This window comes from Scytonema hankhaensis NUACC26 (assembly GCF_045865695.1).
Lineage (GTDB): Bacteria > Cyanobacteriota > Cyanobacteriia > Cyanobacteriales > Nostocaceae > Scytonema.
Genome location: NZ_BAACAP010000236.1, coordinates 94,988 through 113,214, shown reverse-complemented (window position 1 = coordinate 113,214; position 18,227 = coordinate 94,988). Strand labels below are relative to the sequence as shown.

Genomic DNA, 18,227 nt, shown 5'->3' with positions numbered 1-18,227 from the left:
AGCACCAGTAATTAAAACTGTTTGACCTGGGGCAATTTGGGCTTTTTTCACGGCTTTGAGACAGCAGTTAGTCGGTTCTACAAAACTTGCTTCTTCAAAACTGATATTATCGGGAATGGGAATTAACCCACCGTTTCTCACAATATGACCGGGTACTTTAACATACTCAGCAAAACCACCTCCACTAGGTACAAACCCTGCCGTAGTACAAATGTTTTTGTAAGTATCGCACATAGAAAAGTTATCATTTAAGCAATAAGCGCAACGCATACAGGGTATGTGGTGCATGACTGCTACCCTTTGTCCAACATACCAGCCTGTGACCTCAGAACCGATCGCTGCTACAGTTCCTGTAGTTTCATGTCCAAAGATCCTTGGTGGTTCGTACAGGGGATAACGAATTTTTTTTATATCAGATTGACACAATCCCACAACGCGCACTTGAACCAGGACTTCATTGGGTTCCAGTGTTGGTACGGGAATCTCTTCGTAAGAAAGTTGATTGACACCTCTAAAGACCTGTGCTTTCACCTTGATTTTTCACCGCTCAACGATATTAGATCTAACACTATTTGGAGTTTTTTCAAAAATCAAATACTAGTCTTATACAATCAGTCAAAGTGAGAATGGTTACTCTACCATTCAACCTCTTCGTGATAGATTGAGTCAATCAATTCATATCGATTCAGAACAACAATCAACGTAACAATGAGAACATTACGAACTTTAACGTCGATCTCGCTGGCTTTACTCACGCTGACAATCGCGAATTCTGTGAATGCTCAAGCGACGATCGACACTATAGACAACGGTAATTTCAGTGTAACGGGCATGATACCCGGAAGCGGTTGCACTGTCGTTTTTAACCCTCAAGGGGAGCTACTGCAAAATGGTCGCTCTTGTAGTTCAAGAGAAATTGGGAAAGCTCAAACTGCAATCGATACCTATCTCCGAGAACAAAACGCACCGGAACGCAACAGCAACTCAGTACAGCAAAGACTGACCTTAATCTGTTACGGTGAAGGTCGCAAACCCAGTCTCGAAAGCCGTGACAGTTATGAATGGAACCCCCGCCGCAACCGTTACGAACTGCGAAATCGCATAGAGTCTTCGACAAATGAGTTTGATTCCGAGGTTCAAGTCGAGATTCGTAATACGCAGGGAAAAATTCATCTGACCGGAAAGCTCATCCCGCCAATTAATTCAGGCGGTACTAATGGATGGTGGAACCTCGACGATCTCCGTGTCACACCTGAGCAAATCGCGGGAAAATACAAGGTGAATGAGCTAAATCATCCGCGTGTTGAGATCGATCGACGCAGTGGACGGATTGCCATTAATGGGATTGAGCGTTTCCGTGGTACTTGCGATTCAGGCGACTGGAGCAGTGGCAGAACTCGTTTTTAGTCTGTTGTTTTGCTGGGTTTCGTCAAGACAAAGACAAAACCCATCTCTTCGCAGTTTCTATCCCTTGTATGTTCAGTAGAAGAACACAGTCAACTGTCCAGCAGTAGCGAGGAACAGGGTATAGGAGATCGCCAGTAGCAAGAGCAATAAATATCGGTAAATCTGTCTCATGTGGTTATAAATTAGGCTCCACTACTAAAACTGACTCGTTCCGGTAAATTGGGTCGAACAGCTTGCGGCATTGGCAATACTAAGGAGAGGAAGGATTAGGGAGACTTTGCCAAATCCGTGTTGTAAGTAATTCATGGGGTGCCAATCTGAATATTTTTTGCTTCAAAGGCTTGTCGAACACGTAGACGGAATTCTCGCCCAACGCGCCATTGTTCCATTGGTGCCGTTTTTATCCAAACACGTACTAGCATTCCTGTATGGGAGAGTTCATCAATGCCCAGGACTTCTGGTAGCTCTGGCAGGAGCTCGCGCCATTCAGGTTCGCTATATAGTTGCTTGGATATTTGCCGCAAGACATCAAGTACATGCATTGGGTCATTTTCATAGGCAACTACAATAGAAAAGTCTATTCGTGACCAGAGGCGGGTTAGATTGCTGACATTCGTGATGTTGCTATTGGGAATGGTAATTAATTGACCTTCGTTATTTCGCAACTGAGTCACTCGTAGGTTGAGATTTTCTACCAGTCCGCTCTTGTCCCCAATTTGAATCACATCGCCTACGGCAAACTGATCCTCCATCAAAATCAAGCATCCGTTGATGAGATCTTTCACTAAGCTCTGGGAACCAAAGGAAATCGCAAAACCAATGACTGCCCCTCCCGCAAAAATTGAGCTGGTTGGAACATTGAATAAACTGAGAGTCCAAATAATTCCTGCTATCACCAAAACAAAACTAACGAATCCCTTTAAAGCGGACGCGATCGTTGTAGTTCTCAGAGCAATTCGTTGTACTTCTCCGAACGGGAGGAGGGGATTGGCTTTCCAGGAATGCATTAAGAGATCGATCGAACTTGTGCTGATGCGGAGCGCTAAACTAATGCCAAACCAAATCGCAATCAATGCGAGTGGTGTTGTCCATACGTAAAGACTCCATCGCATCAATAGGGGGACTGTGGAGATGATGCGAGCAATGCCAATGTACCATATCAAAATGAAAATCCACAACAGTGCCCATTTGAGAAATTTGTTAATGTCTAATCGACGCTTCAGACTAAATTGGTGTTGGAAAGTTGTCAAAAATTGCGCTCGCAAATCCGCAATTTCTCTTGCTTTCATTTCTTCTCTTTCCGTAGTTTCTGATGAGGCGATTGCTTCTGATTTCTGTGATTTTTCCGCTTCTGCAAGTATCGCTAGTTGCTGTTGATAACGAGCTTCTAGGATTTGTTGCTGACGGGTTAACATTCGTCTCAGAAACCAGATCGTAGCGCTAGCAATTAACAAGCCCAGCAAGATTTGAAATGCCTGTCCTACACGGTGAGCAAGGACTTTATGTGCAGTCAACTGCTTGAACCGAACCATTTCATCTTGAAGAATCTTTTGCCATTCCTGGGCTAAATTGTCCAGGGTTTTGCCATTAAAGTCGGCATCTGGTTCTGTTACAGTTACCAAACGAATAGGACGGGTGGATTTATCATTACGAATTTCCAGGACAGGTCGGTTATTCAAGGTGGCAACAGTGACAATTGGTGTCTGTTTAGCATTGATGGTTCGATCGAGAATCCTCCACAACCGCTCATTCACCTCTTGTGCCCGGACTTCAACTGGGAGTTTCCCGGACGGGACTTGATCGCGATTAAAAATCGTGGGAGAAGTGACATCAAACAATTTGTTTTTATCCAGAGGCGATTGGATCGGAGCTGTTTCATACTCCCCATAGCGGCTAACTGTAGATGGAGGATTAAAGGAATCATTGGCAGCCGATACTGATAGTGAGGGCAGTTGGCTCTGGGCGATCGCACAAGAGCCAAGCACCAGCAAGATCGTCGTTAAACCGAGCGGCACAAACCGAATGATTAATCGGCGGAATCGATGGAATAAAAACATAGACATAAAAAAACTTATCTGTCTTCAACACAACAGCAACACCCCTAGCCCTTTCATGGTTTCTTCTACCAGCGGATCTGCGATGGGAGCACCCAGAATCATTGAGGCATCCGCCCCAAAAATTGCTTGGACATCAGGATGCACTTTCACAAAGCCAGCTACAGCAGCGATTATGTGGGTGTTAAGCGGGAGGGCTAACGCGGTGGCAATCAGAGCGCCCCACAGCACCGCGATCGAGTAAAGCCACCTCGATTCTGGTTCGCGGCGATCGAGAAACAACACAATTCCCAGGGGAACAAGTGCCAGTAGAATCGTCCCAGCCACAGCAATCAAAAAGATTTGGAAACCAATCGGGGTAACGCGTGAGAATTCTTTGATATGGTATGACGCGCTGAAGGCAATTAATACAGCCAAAACAATACCGATCGATACAGCGTTGCGGGGGTGGCTTAAGGGCGATCCATAGAGCAGTCTGGCTCGATTGGTTAACAACATAGACGCTTGATGATGATAGGGAGAAGCAGTGAATTAGTTCTCATAGCGATGCCAATCTACTGTGTTGGATATTTTTTCATGACGACGGGTTAAAGTGCGTCTTCATCTTGAAACTGCGATCGCTCCTCACAAGAATACTATTAACCTCATGTAATGAGTGAACCGATCGCTAACCTCGCAATCGCACCAGTTCGTCTCGCCAAGAGGCGACCAGTGGATCGCTTTCCACAGATTGCCCAATGTGCTTCACCCGCCATTTACGAATTGCTAGCTCATCCTGCGCCCGCACGATCGCCCTTGAGGTGCGACCCTTGAGATGGGGAATGCGGCGCGTTCTGAAGATGCGATCGCTTTTCACCTGTTCATATTCTTCTGGCGTAATCACAGGTTCGGTCTCATCTGCCAACCCTTCCCGAATCACCTGCCGCTCCCAAATGCCGCTCTGCCACAGCATCACCCCGACAATCAGAAAAAATGGGAAAAAGCCAAGTAATCTCAAGGCACTATGACTGACCCACAGGCTGAAGAAGGATTCAGTCACCTCGGAAACCGCTTGGGGCGTTGATTCGTCATGAAATGGCTTCCCGGTCGTTATAAAGGTGTACAGGTACACTATTAGAGCGATAGCATCATTGAGAAAATGTGCCGAAAATCCCAACAGCCAGCCTCCTACAGGAGCCGCATAGCGCAATCGGCGGCGGGTGGTTTGCCGAGCCAGCCCCAGTCCCATACCAAACATCCCTGTAAAGAGCGCATGTCCTGATAGCCCAAACACAGCAAACCGATCCGCTAGCTGGAAAGACAGGGGTGCATCCCCGGTTTGGACATATCCTCGCAGTATATACAAAGGGGCTTCAAACAAGTCGAAGCCAAGCCCTACTAGCGCACCGTAGATAAAGCCATCTCGAACCCCATCAAATTCAGCCCGCAGCAACCAGAACAACAGCAACACCCCTAGCCCTTTCATGGTTTCTTCCACCAGTGGAGCTGCAATGGGAGAACCTATAACCATTTTGGCATTCGCCCCAAAAATTGCCTGGACATCAGGATGCACTTTCACATAGCTGTCTACAGCAGCGTGCATATAACCGCTAATCGGGAAGGTTAACCCGGTGGCAATCAGAGCGCCCCACAGCACCGCGATCGAGTAAAGCCATCTCGACTCTGGTTCGCGACGATCGAGAAACCACAAAATTACCAGGGGAACAAGCGCCAGTAGGATTGACGCTGCCAGAGCCATGAAATAGACCTGGAAACCAACCGGGGTAACGCGTGAGAATTGTTTGATCGAGGATGACGCGCTGATGACAATTAATACAGCCAAAACAATGCCGATCGATACAGCGTTGCGGGGGCGACTTAAGGGCGAACCATAGAAAAGTCTGGCTCGATTGGTTAACAACATAGATATCTCATAATGGAAACAAAACTTGACCAAAACTTCGAGTGATACCTACTCGCCGCCATCGGCAAAGGTGATGAAGTCGCTGCGAACCCAACCAACCGCTTTGGATTGCACAAATTGCACCTTGCACCCGTTCAAATCGCTGCCGATGGCGGCAGGATGCTGCATGAGAACCTACTTTGGGGAAGCGAGAGGCAGCACGAACTTGGGTTTCAAAGCTTCCCTGCACACTGCATTAGGAGAAGCAGTGGGATTCATCACAAACGCGACTCCGACATCTCTAGCACATTGCGAAAATACAAGAGCGCCATGCCCGAAATTGGAAAATTCTATCAATGGCCATTTGTTAATCCTGCTAGTGCCTGTTTGCCCACAGTTGTAAGTGTTTGAGCATCATAGCGCTCTTGGAGAATCAGGGTAGGAATGCAGCTTTTTACGATTTCGCGATCGCGGTTACGACTGCCAAAAGCAAATTTTTAAGCTTCATGTTAAAAATGTATCGTGATTATTGAGGCTAAAGTTTTCGGTCTACTGATTGTGCCTTAACCAAGGAATGGGGGGTTCAGCTTTCTCAGCTTAATACATCCTCTCAGTGCCCTCTAAGAGACTTCCAATTAAAAAATATTCCATCGTTTTGAGGGCAGGGGGAAAGAAAGTCGTTTTAACGGGCGTGAAATGGGATAATTTATTTTCTATGAGTCTCTAAATTGGATTGTTTGTCCAGATAACAACTAATTCTGACAATCCACTGGACCACCCGTATAAATAATCGATTGGTAGCGTCCTTCCTCTGTTCGGATCGTTACACAGTAGTTAGTTCTGCCTTCTAGCCAGTAGCTGTAGCCCGAATCATCACTCTTGACCCATCGATAGCCCCGTTCTTTCACTGTGTTTTCTGCCTGTCCTGCCCTTGCCCCCACTAAATCACTCAACTGAGCGACGGTAGTACCCGCTTCAGGCTGACGCTTAGCAGCAGTACTACCATTTGTGTTACCTGAGTTTTGTCGATTGGCAGATGTATCCCAATAGACAAAAATCGACTCATTGGCGAGACGATAAATCTGTCCTCGATCGCCAAGTCCAGCTTGTCGATAGGCAGCATTACCATTTCGATCGCGATAATTACCGGGTCGATTACCCACAGGGAGTAGGTCATAGCTACGACCATTTTCCAGTTGAATGCTAACCGCACCCTGCCGTTGGGAAAAGGTACACCGACCAGAGGATGTGGCGCGATCTTCTCCTTTTAGGAACACATCGCAACGGGCATTCACGGTATCGGCTTTGACGGATACGGGAAAACTTAAAGAAGCGATCGCCAGTGCTACCGCTAAAAACGAATTTGAAGATTTCATTATCATAAAACTCCTGAGTTATGACAAAGAATATGACATTTGATATTATTTCATAAATGTGCGTTTGCTAGTTAACACTTACAAAATATTTTTAAACTATTTCGTTTTGTCACTCTCCGAAAACTTTTGCCATTTCTGAATTCTAGAGCTTTTGTATAGGAAGCGAGCACCAAGTTTTTTTTCTTGAAGAAGAATCCAGAAAAAGGAAGTCAGAATTAAAAGCGTGGGGGATTCAGACCTACTACTAATTGAATACCACATGGAGATAAAATCGCCATTTTACTTGTCCTAAAATCTCTAAAATTAATTGATGATAAGAAATTAAAGTCGGACGATGACCAATACTAATATCAGTTATTCAATCACTTTCCCATAGATTATGTTCTTGTTTAATCGCTTCCTCCATTCAATAATTTGGTTTGTACTAGTCAGTGTGATGACAATCGCAATGGTGCTTGGTTGGAGTGCGATCGCTCACAGTCAACCGGTAAAACAGGATGTGGTCAAGCGATCTGAGGCAGAAACATCTACAACTATTCACACAATAGAACCCAGCGAAAGGAAAACAGATGCAGACACTACCGCCCATCAGCGATCGCCTGTTTTTCTTTCGCACCCACAGAGATGAAAATAAACCTGCCACAACACTCAAACAGGAACAAAGACGCTTGGATTATTTCGTTTTCAGGTGATTCTTACTTTCTTGTCTGATTACTGAATCGGTGTTCTAGCTGCTTATTTTTGGACTTGTCTGCTTTGTCGCTCAAGGTGGCGTATCCAGAAATCCGCTTGCGAACGAATTTCCACTATTTGGTCAATGTCTACCTTTGCTCGAATTGCTTGGCACAGTTCTCGAATCGGTGTATCAGGTGAACTATTCATCAAAACATCTTGAAATGGAATGATGTCCTTGAGGGTATGGTAGCTTCCTTGACCTAATGGGGGATATCTTTGATTTTTCCCCTCTCTAATTAAAGGCCAAGTTTCTAGAAATAGTTCCACAACTGCCTCTATAGTTGCCCAATTAGTTTGATAAAGTGTCATCCCATCATTCCTTACGGTTTAATCCAGCAATTTGGGCAACTCTTCCTTGAGAAATTTCTGTACGTTGATACCAGTAGAAGCAGCTGCTTTTCGGAAATATTATATTACATAAACGCAATAATCGAAAAATTAATAACAAAAGATGATGGGAAAACTGCGTTATCATTACGAAAACTAGCCATCTCATAGATTACTAAAGATTTGAAAGAATTTTCTCGACAAATTTTTGTAAATTAGCTCCATCTTTCTTGCTCAATAAAGCTAGTAATTCAACAAAATTCATAGGACGTCTTTTATACTTTTGAGCTTGTTGACGTACAACTTCAACCATTTCTTTAGGATTGTCGTCGAATAAATTCGTCAAAAAATTATCAGGTGAAAGTGCTTTCATATTCCAAGGTGTCAAAGCCTTTGACGCAAAGTCTGTAAGGTTATGGGTAACAATAGTATTAGCTTTAGCCATTACCGCAGCTGCAAGAACATAACGGTCTTTAGGGTCATTGGTCATCACTGCTTCCACTTCAACTGGTACTGTAACCATTGCTTCAGGAAAGACTGCTTTCATTGTTGCTTGAAGATTCATCGCTTTTTCAGCAGAAATTTTCCCTTTAAAGGACAAGATTGCCTAATGCTTCATCCAAGATGCTTTGCGACCAATAAGGTACATACAAACCAGCTTCAGCCGTGGACAGCAAAGTATCACGTAGATACATAGGAAATAATACGCAGGCATCTAGAAGAGCACTTGGCATAAAATTCTATTCTTCCTCTTCATACAAGCCAGCTTCTTCAGTCATCTCAATAAGCTCTTGAAGAGCTTGCCGACGCTTTATATCCCGTTGTTGTTTATATGTCATTAAATCTCGAAAAGGAATTCTTCGGTGTGTCTCCACTTTGATGTAAGGAATATCTCCTTGTTCTAGTAACTTAATGAGGTAAGGTTGCGAGACATTGAGAAAATCTGCTGCTTGTTGTGTCGTCATTTCACAATTTTCTGGAATTATTGATATGATTTCACCTTTCACAAAAGCTCATTTCATAATTTTCAGGAATAATTGATACAATTTCACCTTTCACAGAAGCTTGAACGATGTAATGGAACACCTGACGCAGTGAATCAGGAATCTCAATTTGTTCTCCGTTGGCTCCCACTATTTTGGCAATGTCACCTTCTGTTCGCAAGATTTGCTCTAATTGCTTGAGAGTTTGAGCTTCTTGCTCTCGAGCAACTGTAGACTCTAGCGATGTAGTCGTCCCTAATATAATGGTCATACTCAGTATCTAAAAATTCTTACTAAGTTACATTTCTTATTGTATTACATAAACGCAATAATCGAAAAATTAACAACAAAAGACGATGGGGAAATTGCGTTATCATTACGAAAAATAGCCGTCTCATGCTTACAGCCAAAGGGAGTTTAAGCCGTGTTTGCTCTCGTCTCACCTGAAAAAATCCAGCTACCGCCAGGATCTGTTGTACGGTTACCTGCTACGTGGGAAGAGTATCAAATATTATCTCAACAACGAGGTGAGAGTTCGATCCCACGCATGAAATACCAAAACCAGGAAGTTCTTCTCATGTCTCCTCTTCCCAAACACGGACGTGATGCTCACTTAATCGCCCATATCATTACAACTTTATTGGATTATACCAATCGCGAATATGATGCGTTTACCCCAGTGACGATGGAACTCCCAGAAGAAAGCGGTATTGAGCCTGATTACTGCTTCTACATTGATAATTGGGAGGCTGCATCAGGTAAAGAGCGAATTAACTGGAGTATCGATCCTCCTTTTGATTTGGTACTGGAGATTGACGTAACTAGCTATTCCGATGTCAATGATTACCTTCCCTACAAAGTTCCCGAAGTTTGGTTTTTTAAGAAAAAGCAACTTTCTATCTATCAGTTACAAGGTACAGAATATATTCTTCAAACTCAAAGCATCTATTTTCCAGACATTAATATTCATGATGTCATTGCTAGATGCGTAGAAATTGCTTACGAGCGAAATACAAGCGCAGCAATCCGCGATCTTAGGGAACAATTTAGAAGTGGGGAGTAGGGAGTAGCGCAAAATCCACGCATCTAAGGGATTTCCAAGAAATAAATTCTCCAATGTTGTGGGACGGGCGTCCCGGCCCGTTCTATACTAGTGGCGGGCTAGAAGCTCGCACCACAAGAGAAAGTTGAATATTTTTTTATTTGGAAGTCCCTAAAATCCAAAATAGTATCACTTGACTATACAGAACTAAACTATCAGCCATCTACCAGAGATTCAGAAATGGTTAATCAGACGTATACAGCCGACATCTTGGTAGTCGGAGGCGGAACAGGCGGAACTGCAGCCGCTATCCAAGCAGCTCGACGGGGGGCAAAAACTATTTTGGTGAGTGAATTTCCTTGGCTGGGGGGAATGCTGACAACAGCCGGAGTATCTGCACCGGATGGAAATGAGTTGGAAGCTTTCCAAACAGGGTTATGGGGTGCATTTATAAAACAATTGCAACACCGTCAACCTATGGGGTTAGATAACAGTTGGGTCAGTTTCTTCAGTTACGATCCTCGCATAGGAGCAGAGATTTTCGCAGATTGGGTACAAGAGTTGCCAAATTTACTTTGGCTAGCAGGACAAACACCGTTGGAGGTTATTCAACATAATAACTGTGTTAGCGGTGTTCGGTTTGCAGATTTCACTGTCAATGCTAAAGTGACTCTTGATGCTACAGAGTTAGGGGATTTGTTAGCTTTAGCTGAAGTACCTTACCGTTGGGGTTGGGAGTTGAGGTCTGAATGGGGAGAAATTAGCGCTCCAGCATCTTTTAATCATCTCACAGAAAAATATCCAGTGCAAGCCCCTACTTGGGTTGTGGTTATGCAAGATTTTGGTGAATCCACTGCTCCTGAAATTCCAAGTGCGCCAAATGAAGATCCCTCACAATTTTCTGGTGCTTGGGATGATTATAGTGCAGAACAATTTTTGAACTACGGGCGTTTACCTGGGGGTCTGTTTATGATTAACTGGCCCATTAATGGTAATGATTACGGTCATGGAGTCGAGCGAGTCATAGCATCACCTGAGAAGCAGCACGAGTTTCTCCAAGAATGCTGTTGGCACAGCCAAAATTTTGCCCGTTTTATCCAAAATCAACTCGGTCATCGCTACGGTTTAGCTAATGGCATTTTTCCCCAATCGCCAATCGCCAACCCCCAATCGCCAATCGCCAATCGCCAATCCCTAATCCCTAATCGCCCTTCGGGTTCGCAGTCCCCTAGGTCGGGAAACCCTCCTTCAGGGCTGTCTCACCAATCGCCAATCGCCAATTCATTCGCCCTTCACCCCTATTACCGGGAAAGCAGAAGACTTGTAGGACTGATTACCATACGAGAACAAGATATTCTACCAATAGCTGAGGGTAGAGTTGCACCGTTACATGAGGATGCCATTGCTATTGGTAATTATGCTAATGACCATCATTATCCGGGTGTGAAATTTGAAATCTTTCCTAAATCTATTCGTTGGGGAGGACGTTGGACGGGAACTCCTTTTACAATACCTTATCGTTCTCTTGTTCCTATAGAAACAGATGGTTTATTGGTTTGTGAGAAAAATATTTCGGTTTCTCATATTGCTAATGGCTCTACTCGATTGCAACCCGTAGTTATGGGTATTGGTCAGGCAGCTGGTATGGCAGCTGCTCTGTGTATTGAGTTAAATTTAAGTCCTCGCTATCTGCCTGTAAGAACTTTGCAAGAGGCTTTATTGCGCGATCGCGATTGTGCAGCTGGCATCGTTCCAATCTTTAATTTACCACCTGATTCTCCGGATTGGTTACATTTGCAACTGTATTATTTAGATAATCCAGAAACATATCCCAAGAGTGGCAATTGCCCCCGTGTATCGCCGACTATAAACTTTTACTGTAATGGCGATTCTGTTGATTTAAAAAACATTGATTGTTTCACGGGGCTTTTTCAGTGCCAATCTCAGCAGGATTATAAATTTATGATTAATTCGCCAAGTAATTATCAGGGGCAAACTTGGCAGATTGTGACATTGCGAGCGCGCATTAACGAGCAGTTGCAAACATATCTTCACGGGCAACTACTCAAAATCTGGGGTTGTTTTAACAGTGCAGGTAATTGGTTACTTGTTGAACATATTGAATCTAATTAGGATTTTTTTGTGGTAAAAAACAATACTATTAAATAAATTATCCGGATGCACAAAAGAAAACTCAGTATCAGTGAAATGGATAGTTCAAAAATAAACATTCATTATGCGTGCAGCTGTTTCACTTTTAATCGTGGGTTTCCTATGTAGCTCCTTTGCTATTAACAACCAAGTACCGAACACTTTCTCATCCAAATACGAATCGCCCCAGTTAATTTTGGCGAGAACGACAAGAAGAGCAACAACCCCACCACCAGGAACCTCTAGACGTTCTCCTTATAGAGGTAGTGGTAGAGGTCCAGGACGTAGAGAATTGATGGAATTTATCAGTACTACGCAATCTGATGTCTAACAACTACAAGTTCGTGCTAATTCCTGGGATGGCAAAGACCTTGTAACAAGGAAATAAGAGTACGGTAATCCAGGGTGTTACGCTTTTATCCGATACGTACCTTTCAAAGCAAAAAAGTAACATTTGGATTGTTAGAAATTTAAGTAATATAGCGGTGGTTTACCAGTTAGTTTATATACTACGCTAGCAGTGAATTATTGCTTCAAGAAGTAAGATTGCTGCTTTGTATTGCAAGTATTGAAAGCTCTTCAAATACGCAGAAAAATCCTATTGCAACTTTTTAGTTGTACGGGAGAGATCTCGCTTAGGCTAAATTACACCATTTTAGATTTTGGATTGAGAAAGTTATGTCTAGACTTGATTTAGACCAACTCTCTATCACATTCTTTGTTCAAATTCATATAGGTTGGTGTTCGTAATTATCATGAAAAAAAGGGTGGCTCAATCTACCACCCGATGTCAACAAAAAGCTATTGGAAATATTTAAGCGGCTTTTCGAGCAATCAAATATTTGCTCATGAAGTGAACTTGCATCTCAATATTCACAAAACCCGCTTTTTCCAATCGTCCTACCAAGTCGTCGGTCATGTAATGCTTGTAGTAAGGTTCATGGAAAGTTTCATGGAAATTTTCCATCAATGGTTCCATTTCTGGGGAATCGCTCATTTGAATTGAGTCACAAATTATAAAAACGCCTCCGGGCTTTGTGACTCTAAAACATTCTTCAATAACCCTTTGACGGGCTGTTGCAGGTAATTCATGAAAGAGAAAAACAGAAGTGACCGCATGGAAATAGTTATCTATATAAGGTAACTCTTCCGCATTTGCCTGCAATAGCTGAGGTAATTCTCCTGGTATTTCAGACAAAAGATCGTTAGCCTTACGCAGATATGCTGGTGACAAATCTGTACCAAACAGAGATGCTTGAGGCAGTGTGGCTCGAATCATTCTTAAAGTGCGACCAGTCCCACAAGCTACGTCTAGCACGCGGACTTGACGAGGAGTTAAATCTTTAAAAACTTCCAAACTTTTCTTAAGGGGAGCAAGAATGCGCCGTCGCATAGCATCTGCTGAACCTTGAAAGAGAATTTCTACTTGTAAGTCATATAAATTGGCTGATAAATCGCTCAAGTAGCCATTGGTTTGGTGATGGAAGTTTTGGGCGTAGTAGCTGGGATAACCGTCAATGTCCACTTCTGGGGCAAAATCTTGGTATCTCTTTTGGTTCGCCCTATCCCAAATTTCAGGCATATCGAGCCATATCAGAGGATAGTACCGGAAAAAGTCTTCCCAAGGGTTATCGAACAAAAAACTTTTAGGATATACACCTAGTTCCGCATCCTCCCAATCAACTTCCTGCAAATTATTTAGCCTTTGTTGAAGTTTCAGTAAAATCTCAGTGGGAATAGGCTGAGATGTTCTCTCTCTAGGGGAGATGAACTGCATGAGGCGGGTACTTAAAATTTTGTGAGTTATACCAAAATAACTTTTGCCTTGCTGAAAAGCTTGATAGGTCAGCTTGGTTAAAGTGTCGGACATAAGGATTCCCTTTAATTAGGCTTTTAGAATATATCTTTATATATTTTAACTATTTGTAACTTGTTTCTCATAAATCTGAAGAAGAGTTTGCAGCCTAGAAAGTTCATTCTTGAGAAAGATGCAAATGATACTATACCCACCGATGGATTGGAGGGAGACAGAAAATTTACTCCCTCCCCTTTCCAATGTCTGGGCTAGGGTGGAGTAAAGCATCAGCTCAAACTTTAGATTCGTAAGCTACTCCCTTTGGGCTTTAAAATTACCGATTTTTGTAGGTAGGGCTATGCCTTACAAAGCGCGAACGTGCGGCATAGCCCCACCTACACCTATAGGTAATCATAAGAGCACTCCCTGGGAGTATTTCAAACTTGCGCGTACACCATTAACAGCGCAATTTATTGACCTGAAAACGGCTGTCAGAAGAGTGTTTCTCTGTCAAATTATTAAATTTTATTAAGATAAGAGATTCCGTAACTTTAGATACAGAATGCGTGCTATCTTAAAACTAAGGAAATATGTCAGGCAATATTGACATTTATAAAAAAACCACTAAGGAGGAAATAGGTATGTCTACACAAGAAAGAGCACGCGCTCTTATGATGCGTCACTATCAGTTAATTAAGAATCGTCAACAATCCATGCTAGGTCGTGCAGGCGAAGAACTAGGTCTTCCCGGAGAAGTTTCCCACTATTGGAATCCAACCCAAGGCAAAATTGACCCCTCTGCTCGCATGACTTACGATCGCAGCAATGCGTCAATGAGTTAGGGATTGGGGACTAGGGATTGGGAATCAGGAAGACAAGGGGAGCAAATGCCCAATGCCCAATTCCCAATGCCCAATTCCCAATGCCCAATAAAAAAAACCACCCATTAGCGGGTGGCTGTATGCGGATTAGATTCCCGACTTATTGAAGAAGTCGGGAACCTATCTCAGTATCTTGTACGAGTCCCTAAAAATTAAACATCGTAATAGAGAGAAAATTCGTAGGGATGAGGACGTAAGCGCATTGGGTTCACTTCATTATCCAACTTGTAGGAAATCCAAGTTTCAACAAAGTCTTCAGTGAATACACCAGGTTCAGTTAAGAACGCATGGTCGTTCTCTAGGGCTTCCAACGCGAGTTCGAGAGAACCCGGAGTTGAAGGAACTTTCGCCAATTCTTCAGGAGAAAGTTCGTAAATATTTTTATCCAAAGGTTGACCGGGGTCAATCTTATTCTTGATACCATCTATCCCAGCGCATAACATAGCAGCAAATGCTAGATATGGGTTAGAAGTCGCATCAGGACAGCGGAACTCCAAGCGCTTAGCTTTGGGGTTAGTACCAGATAATGGAATCCGAATAGAAGCAGAACGGTTACCTTGAGAGTAAGCCAAGTTTACAGGTGCTTCATAACCAGGTACTAAGCGCTTGTAAGAGTTGGTGGTGGGGTTAGTGATTGCGAGTAATGCAGGTGCGTGTTTGAGAATACCGCCGATGTAGTGCAGCGCCATCTCACTCAAGCCAGCATACTTGTCTCCAGCAAACAGAGGTTGACCATCTTTCCAAATGGATTGGTGGGTGTGCATACCAGATCCGTTGTCTTGGAAGACTGGCTTAGGCATGAAGGTAACAGTTTTACCGTATTTCTTGGCAACGTTCTTGATGACGTACTTATAAGTCAACAACCAATCGGCGGCTTCAATCAACTTTCCAAAACGGAAACCCAATTCGCACTGACCGCCAGTAGCAACTTCGTGGTGGTGCTTTTCGATTGGCACTCCGCACTTTGCCATGGTAAGCAGCATTTCTGTCCGCATATCTTGTGAGGTATCCGTAGGCGCAACTGGGAAGTAACCCTCTTTGTAGCGGGGTTTATAACCCAAGTTAGGACCTTCTTCTTTACCGGAATTCCAACGACCTTCTACCGAGTCTACATAGTAGTAGCCAGAGTGCTGGTTTTGATCGAAGCGAACATCATCAAAAATGAAAAATTCAGCTTCCGGACCAAAGAACGCTGTATCACCAAGACCAGTTGTCACGAGATAGTCAACTGCTTTCTGGGCAATAACGCGAGGACAACGGCTGTACCATTCACCCGTGCGAGGTTCCTTAATGCTACAGATAACACTAAGGGTTGGTTCTTGCATGAAAGGGTCGATCCAGGCAGTGTTTGGATCGAGTACCATTGCCATGTCCGATTCGTTGATGGCTTTCCAACCCCGGATACTAGAACCGTCGAAAGGTACGCCGTCCGTGAAGGAAGATTCATCGATTTGGTTTTGGTAAAGCGTCAAGTGCTGCCAAATCCCCGGCATATCGATGAATTTCAGATCGATCATCTGAATGTTGTTATCCTGAATCATCTTCAGGACTTCTTGTGGGGTTGTCATGGTTACTCCTTAAGCTGCCAATTTATCAATAGTAAAACCAATAAAACCAGAGTGTTCAACGTTTGCTGAAGAAAGCTCGCTAACTGCAAATCCATCAGACCCCTGAAATATCCTAGAAACAGGACATTATTGGATTTTGTACTTTTTACTACAAAATGCCATTAAGAAGCATGACATTTAATTTTTATTTAAATAATGGGGACTGGGGACTAGGGACTGGGGACTGGGAAAAAGTAATTCCCAATCGCCAATCCCCATTCCCTATTGGGTCAACTTTGGCATAGAATCCATAAATAGCGCATAGATTGTTTTTGTGCTGTGGCTTCTTTTAATAAGTGGCGCAAAAAGATACCGATTGCGAACAGCAATCAGATAAATATCAAACCATAATAGGATTGATTGGGAGAAAAAGGAATGCGGGATGCAGTAACTAGCTTAATTAAAAATTATGACGTTGCTGGACGGTATTTTGACCGGAATGCGATCGACAACCTCAAGTCGTATTTTGAAAGTGGAACAGCACGGGTTCAGGCTGCTGCGTCTATCAACTCAAATGCGGCGTCCATTGTCAAGCAGGCTGGCTCTAAATTATTTGAAGAACAACCTGAGTTGATTCGTCCGGGTGGCAATGCTTACACAACTCGTCGTTATGCAGCTTGTCTCCGCGATATGGATTACTACCTTCGCTATGCTACCTATGCTCTCGTAGCGGGTAGTATGGATGTTCTAGATGAGCGCGTGCTGCAAGGGTTACGGGAAACTTATAATTCCTTGGGAGTTCCCATTGGTCCTACTGTTCGCGGTATTCAGATTATGAAGGATATTATAAAGGAGCAAGTCGCTGCAACCGGTGTGAGCGATACTACCTTTTTAGATGAGCCGTTCGACTATATGACTAGAGAGTTGAGCGAAAAAGATCTCTAATCAGTGAGCAGTGACCAGTGACCAGTGACCATTGGAAAGCAAGTTGCTGCTGCTAAATTGGTAACTAGCGATCGCTTATCAGATAATTTTTGATAAACGATCGCTAGTTACTGATTGTTGTATACAGAAGGATACTAGAGAACGCTTGGCTAAGCAAAGACTTGATGTTTTATTGGTAGAACGTGCTTTATGCTCGTCCCGTGCTTTAGCTCAACGCCTCATTCAAGCAGGGGAAGTTCGGGTTAATGGTGTTCTGGTTGACAAAGCTGGTACGGAAGTTGATGTTTCTGCTCAAATTCAGATCGAAGAGCGATCGCGTTTTGTTTCTAGAGGTGGGGAAAAGTTAGCCAAGGCAATAGAATTTTTTGCCATTGCTGTAGAAGGACGGATTTGTTTGGATGGGGGCATTTCTACAGGGGGTTTTACTGATTGTTTGCTGCAAGCAGGTGCAAAACGAGTTTATGGGGTTGATGTTGGCTACGGACAAGTTGATTGGCGCTTGCGAAACGATCCGCGAGTTATTTTGAAGGAACGTACAAATTTACGACACTTGACATTAGAGAAATTGTATGGTGATAACAAAGTTGCCGATTTAGCAGTGGTGGATGTGTCGTTTATTTCATTAACTAAGATTTTGGCTGCTTTGTGGCAATTACTCCTATACCCTCGCGAACTCGTTTTGTTGGTAAAGCCTCAGTTTGAGGTGGGAAAAGACCGTGTTGGGAAAAAGGGTGTTGTGCGCGACCCTAAAGACCATGCAAATGCCATATTTCAAGTGCTGCAAACAGCTCAAGAGTTGGGATGGCAATACAAAGGTTTAACTTGGTCGCCGATTACCGGACCAGCAGGCAATATTGAGTACTTGTTGTGGTTGGGAATGGAAAGCGAAACTCAACCGCTCGATTTAGAAAGTATTCAGCAAATAACACATTCAGCAAATGCGACTCTCTCGTAAACACATTCACAAGAAGGATGGGTACAGCTATGCATTCTAAGATATTTGGACTCCAGTTAAAACTGGACGAGTCGCGGTTCCTCCTCGGTCTAAAGACACGAGGCTTCCCCGACGAGCGGAGGTTCTAGGTGAAGAGGGCAAAAGGCT

The 18,227-nt window shown here is 43.5% G+C and carries 21 protein-coding genes; 8 read left to right on the top strand and 13 right to left on the bottom strand.

What is annotated here, in order from left to right; genetic code table 11:
- Positions 1-531, bottom strand: a 531-nt coding sequence (locus tag ACKTT2_RS38305) for an alcohol dehydrogenase catalytic domain-containing protein (RefSeq protein ID WP_407896305.1), incomplete at its 3' end; no start/stop codon positions are given.
- 177 nt (positions 532-708) lie between these two features.
- Here ACKTT2_RS38305 and ACKTT2_RS38300 point away from each other — a divergent pair.
- On the top strand, positions 709-1,407 hold the full coding sequence (locus ACKTT2_RS38300; protein ID WP_407896303.1) for a hypothetical protein: 699 nt from the start codon (positions 709-711) through the stop codon (positions 1,405-1,407).
- A 302-nt stretch (positions 1,408-1,709) separates the two neighbouring features.
- On the opposite strand, the gene ACKTT2_RS38295 is transcribed toward ACKTT2_RS38300, so the two are convergent.
- The 5 genes from ACKTT2_RS38295 to ACKTT2_RS38275 all read right to left on the bottom strand — a co-directional run bounded on the left by ACKTT2_RS38295 (position 1,710) and on the right by ACKTT2_RS38275 (position 6,719).
- The gene (locus ACKTT2_RS38295) at positions 1,710-3,470 is read right to left on the bottom strand and encodes a mechanosensitive ion channel family protein (protein ID WP_407896301.1); all 1,761 of its coding nucleotides are present in this window, start codon (positions 3,468-3,470) and stop codon (positions 1,710-1,712) included.
- An 18-nt stretch (positions 3,471-3,488) separates the two neighbouring features.
- Entirely contained in the window at positions 3,489-3,788 is a 300-nt protein-coding gene (locus ACKTT2_RS38290; protein ID WP_407896299.1) for a PrsW family glutamic-type intramembrane protease, read from the bottom strand.
- Between the two features lie 340 nt (positions 3,789-4,128).
- Entirely contained in the window at positions 4,129-5,199 is a 1,071-nt protein-coding gene (locus tag ACKTT2_RS38285) for a PrsW family intramembrane metalloprotease (RefSeq protein ID WP_407896297.1), read from the bottom strand.
- 172 nt (positions 5,200-5,371) lie between these two features.
- Positions 5,372-5,593: a hypothetical protein gene (locus tag ACKTT2_RS38280; RefSeq protein ID WP_407896295.1), complete on the bottom strand. Its 222-nt coding sequence runs from the start codon at positions 5,591-5,593 to the stop codon at positions 5,372-5,374.
- Between the two features lie 502 nt (positions 5,594-6,095).
- Positions 6,096-6,719, bottom strand: coding sequence for a hypothetical protein (locus tag ACKTT2_RS38275; protein WP_407896293.1), 624 nt, complete (start codon positions 6,717-6,719; stop codon positions 6,096-6,098).
- Between the two features lie 436 nt (positions 6,720-7,155).
- Here ACKTT2_RS38275 and ACKTT2_RS38270 point away from each other — a divergent pair, with 436 nt between their 5' ends.
- Complete coding sequence (locus ACKTT2_RS38270; RefSeq protein WP_407896291.1) at positions 7,156-7,347, top strand: hypothetical protein; 192 nt, start codon at positions 7,156-7,158, stop codon at positions 7,345-7,347.
- A gap of 107 nt (positions 7,348-7,454) precedes the next feature.
- Here ACKTT2_RS38270 and ACKTT2_RS38265 read toward each other — a convergent pair whose 3' ends face one another.
- From ACKTT2_RS38265 to ACKTT2_RS38245, 5 genes are all read right to left on the bottom strand, one after another.
- The gene (locus ACKTT2_RS38265; protein WP_407896289.1) at positions 7,455-7,763 is read right to left on the bottom strand and encodes a hypothetical protein; all 309 of its coding nucleotides are present in this window, start codon (positions 7,761-7,763) and stop codon (positions 7,455-7,457) included.
- A gap of 193 nt (positions 7,764-7,956) precedes the next feature.
- The gene (locus ACKTT2_RS38260; RefSeq protein ID WP_407896287.1) at positions 7,957-8,346 is read right to left on the bottom strand and encodes a VapC50 family PIN domain-containing toxin; all 390 of its coding nucleotides are present in this window, start codon (positions 8,344-8,346) and stop codon (positions 7,957-7,959) included.
- Between the two features lie 25 nt (positions 8,347-8,371).
- The gene (locus tag ACKTT2_RS38255; protein WP_407896285.1) at positions 8,372-8,515 is read right to left on the bottom strand and encodes a hypothetical protein; all 144 of its coding nucleotides are present in this window, start codon (positions 8,513-8,515) and stop codon (positions 8,372-8,374) included.
- A 6-nt stretch (positions 8,516-8,521) separates the two neighbouring features.
- A complete protein-coding gene (locus tag ACKTT2_RS38250) occupies positions 8,522-8,746 on the bottom strand; it encodes an excisionase family DNA-binding protein (RefSeq protein WP_407896283.1) in 225 nt (74 codons plus the stop codon).
- Between the two features lie 31 nt (positions 8,747-8,777).
- Entirely contained in the window at positions 8,778-9,035 is a 258-nt protein-coding gene (locus ACKTT2_RS38245) for a hypothetical protein (protein WP_407896281.1), read from the bottom strand.
- Positions 9,036-9,188: 153 nt separating this feature from the next.
- Between ACKTT2_RS38245 and ACKTT2_RS38240 the strand changes: the two genes are divergently transcribed.
- The 3 genes from ACKTT2_RS38240 (at position 9,189) to patX (ending at position 12,288) form a co-directional block, all read left to right on the top strand.
- A complete protein-coding gene (locus tag ACKTT2_RS38240) occupies positions 9,189-9,827 on the top strand; it encodes a Uma2 family endonuclease (RefSeq protein WP_407896279.1) in 639 nt (212 codons plus the stop codon).
- Between the two features lie 219 nt (positions 9,828-10,046).
- Complete coding sequence (locus ACKTT2_RS38235; protein ID WP_407896277.1) at positions 10,047-11,939, top strand: FAD-dependent oxidoreductase; 1,893 nt, start codon at positions 10,047-10,049, stop codon at positions 11,937-11,939.
- Positions 11,940-12,042: 103 nt separating this feature from the next.
- Positions 12,043-12,288, top strand: a complete 246-nt coding sequence (patX, locus tag ACKTT2_RS38230) for a heterocyst-inhibiting protein PatX (protein ID WP_407896275.1) — start codon at positions 12,043-12,045, stop codon at positions 12,286-12,288.
- Positions 12,289-12,771: 483 nt separating this feature from the next.
- Here the strand turns inward: patX and ACKTT2_RS38225 are convergent, their stop codons facing one another.
- Positions 12,772-13,827: a class I SAM-dependent methyltransferase gene (locus ACKTT2_RS38225; RefSeq protein ID WP_407896273.1), complete on the bottom strand. Its 1,056-nt coding sequence runs from the start codon at positions 13,825-13,827 to the stop codon at positions 12,772-12,774.
- A gap of 566 nt (positions 13,828-14,393) precedes the next feature.
- On the opposite strand from ACKTT2_RS38225, the gene gifA reads away from it, so the two are divergent.
- Positions 14,394-14,594, top strand: a complete 201-nt coding sequence (gifA, locus tag ACKTT2_RS38220; RefSeq protein WP_407896271.1) for a glutamine synthetase inactivation factor IF7A — start codon at positions 14,394-14,396, stop codon at positions 14,592-14,594.
- A 191-nt stretch (positions 14,595-14,785) separates the two neighbouring features.
- On the opposite strand, the gene glnA is transcribed toward gifA, so the two are convergent.
- Positions 14,786-16,201, bottom strand: coding sequence for a type I glutamate--ammonia ligase (gene glnA / locus ACKTT2_RS38215; RefSeq protein WP_407896269.1), 1,416 nt, complete (start codon positions 16,199-16,201; stop codon positions 14,786-14,788).
- Between the two features lie 414 nt (positions 16,202-16,615).
- Here glnA and apcB point away from each other — a divergent pair, with 414 nt between their 5' ends.
- A complete protein-coding gene (gene apcB, locus ACKTT2_RS38210) occupies positions 16,616-17,125 on the top strand; it encodes an allophycocyanin subunit beta (protein ID WP_407896267.1) in 510 nt (169 codons plus the stop codon).
- 145 nt (positions 17,126-17,270) lie between these two features.
- Positions 17,271-18,080, top strand: a complete 810-nt coding sequence (locus ACKTT2_RS38205) for a TlyA family RNA methyltransferase (protein WP_407896265.1) — start codon at positions 17,271-17,273, stop codon at positions 18,078-18,080.
- Positions 18,081-18,227: the final 147 nt, after the last annotated feature.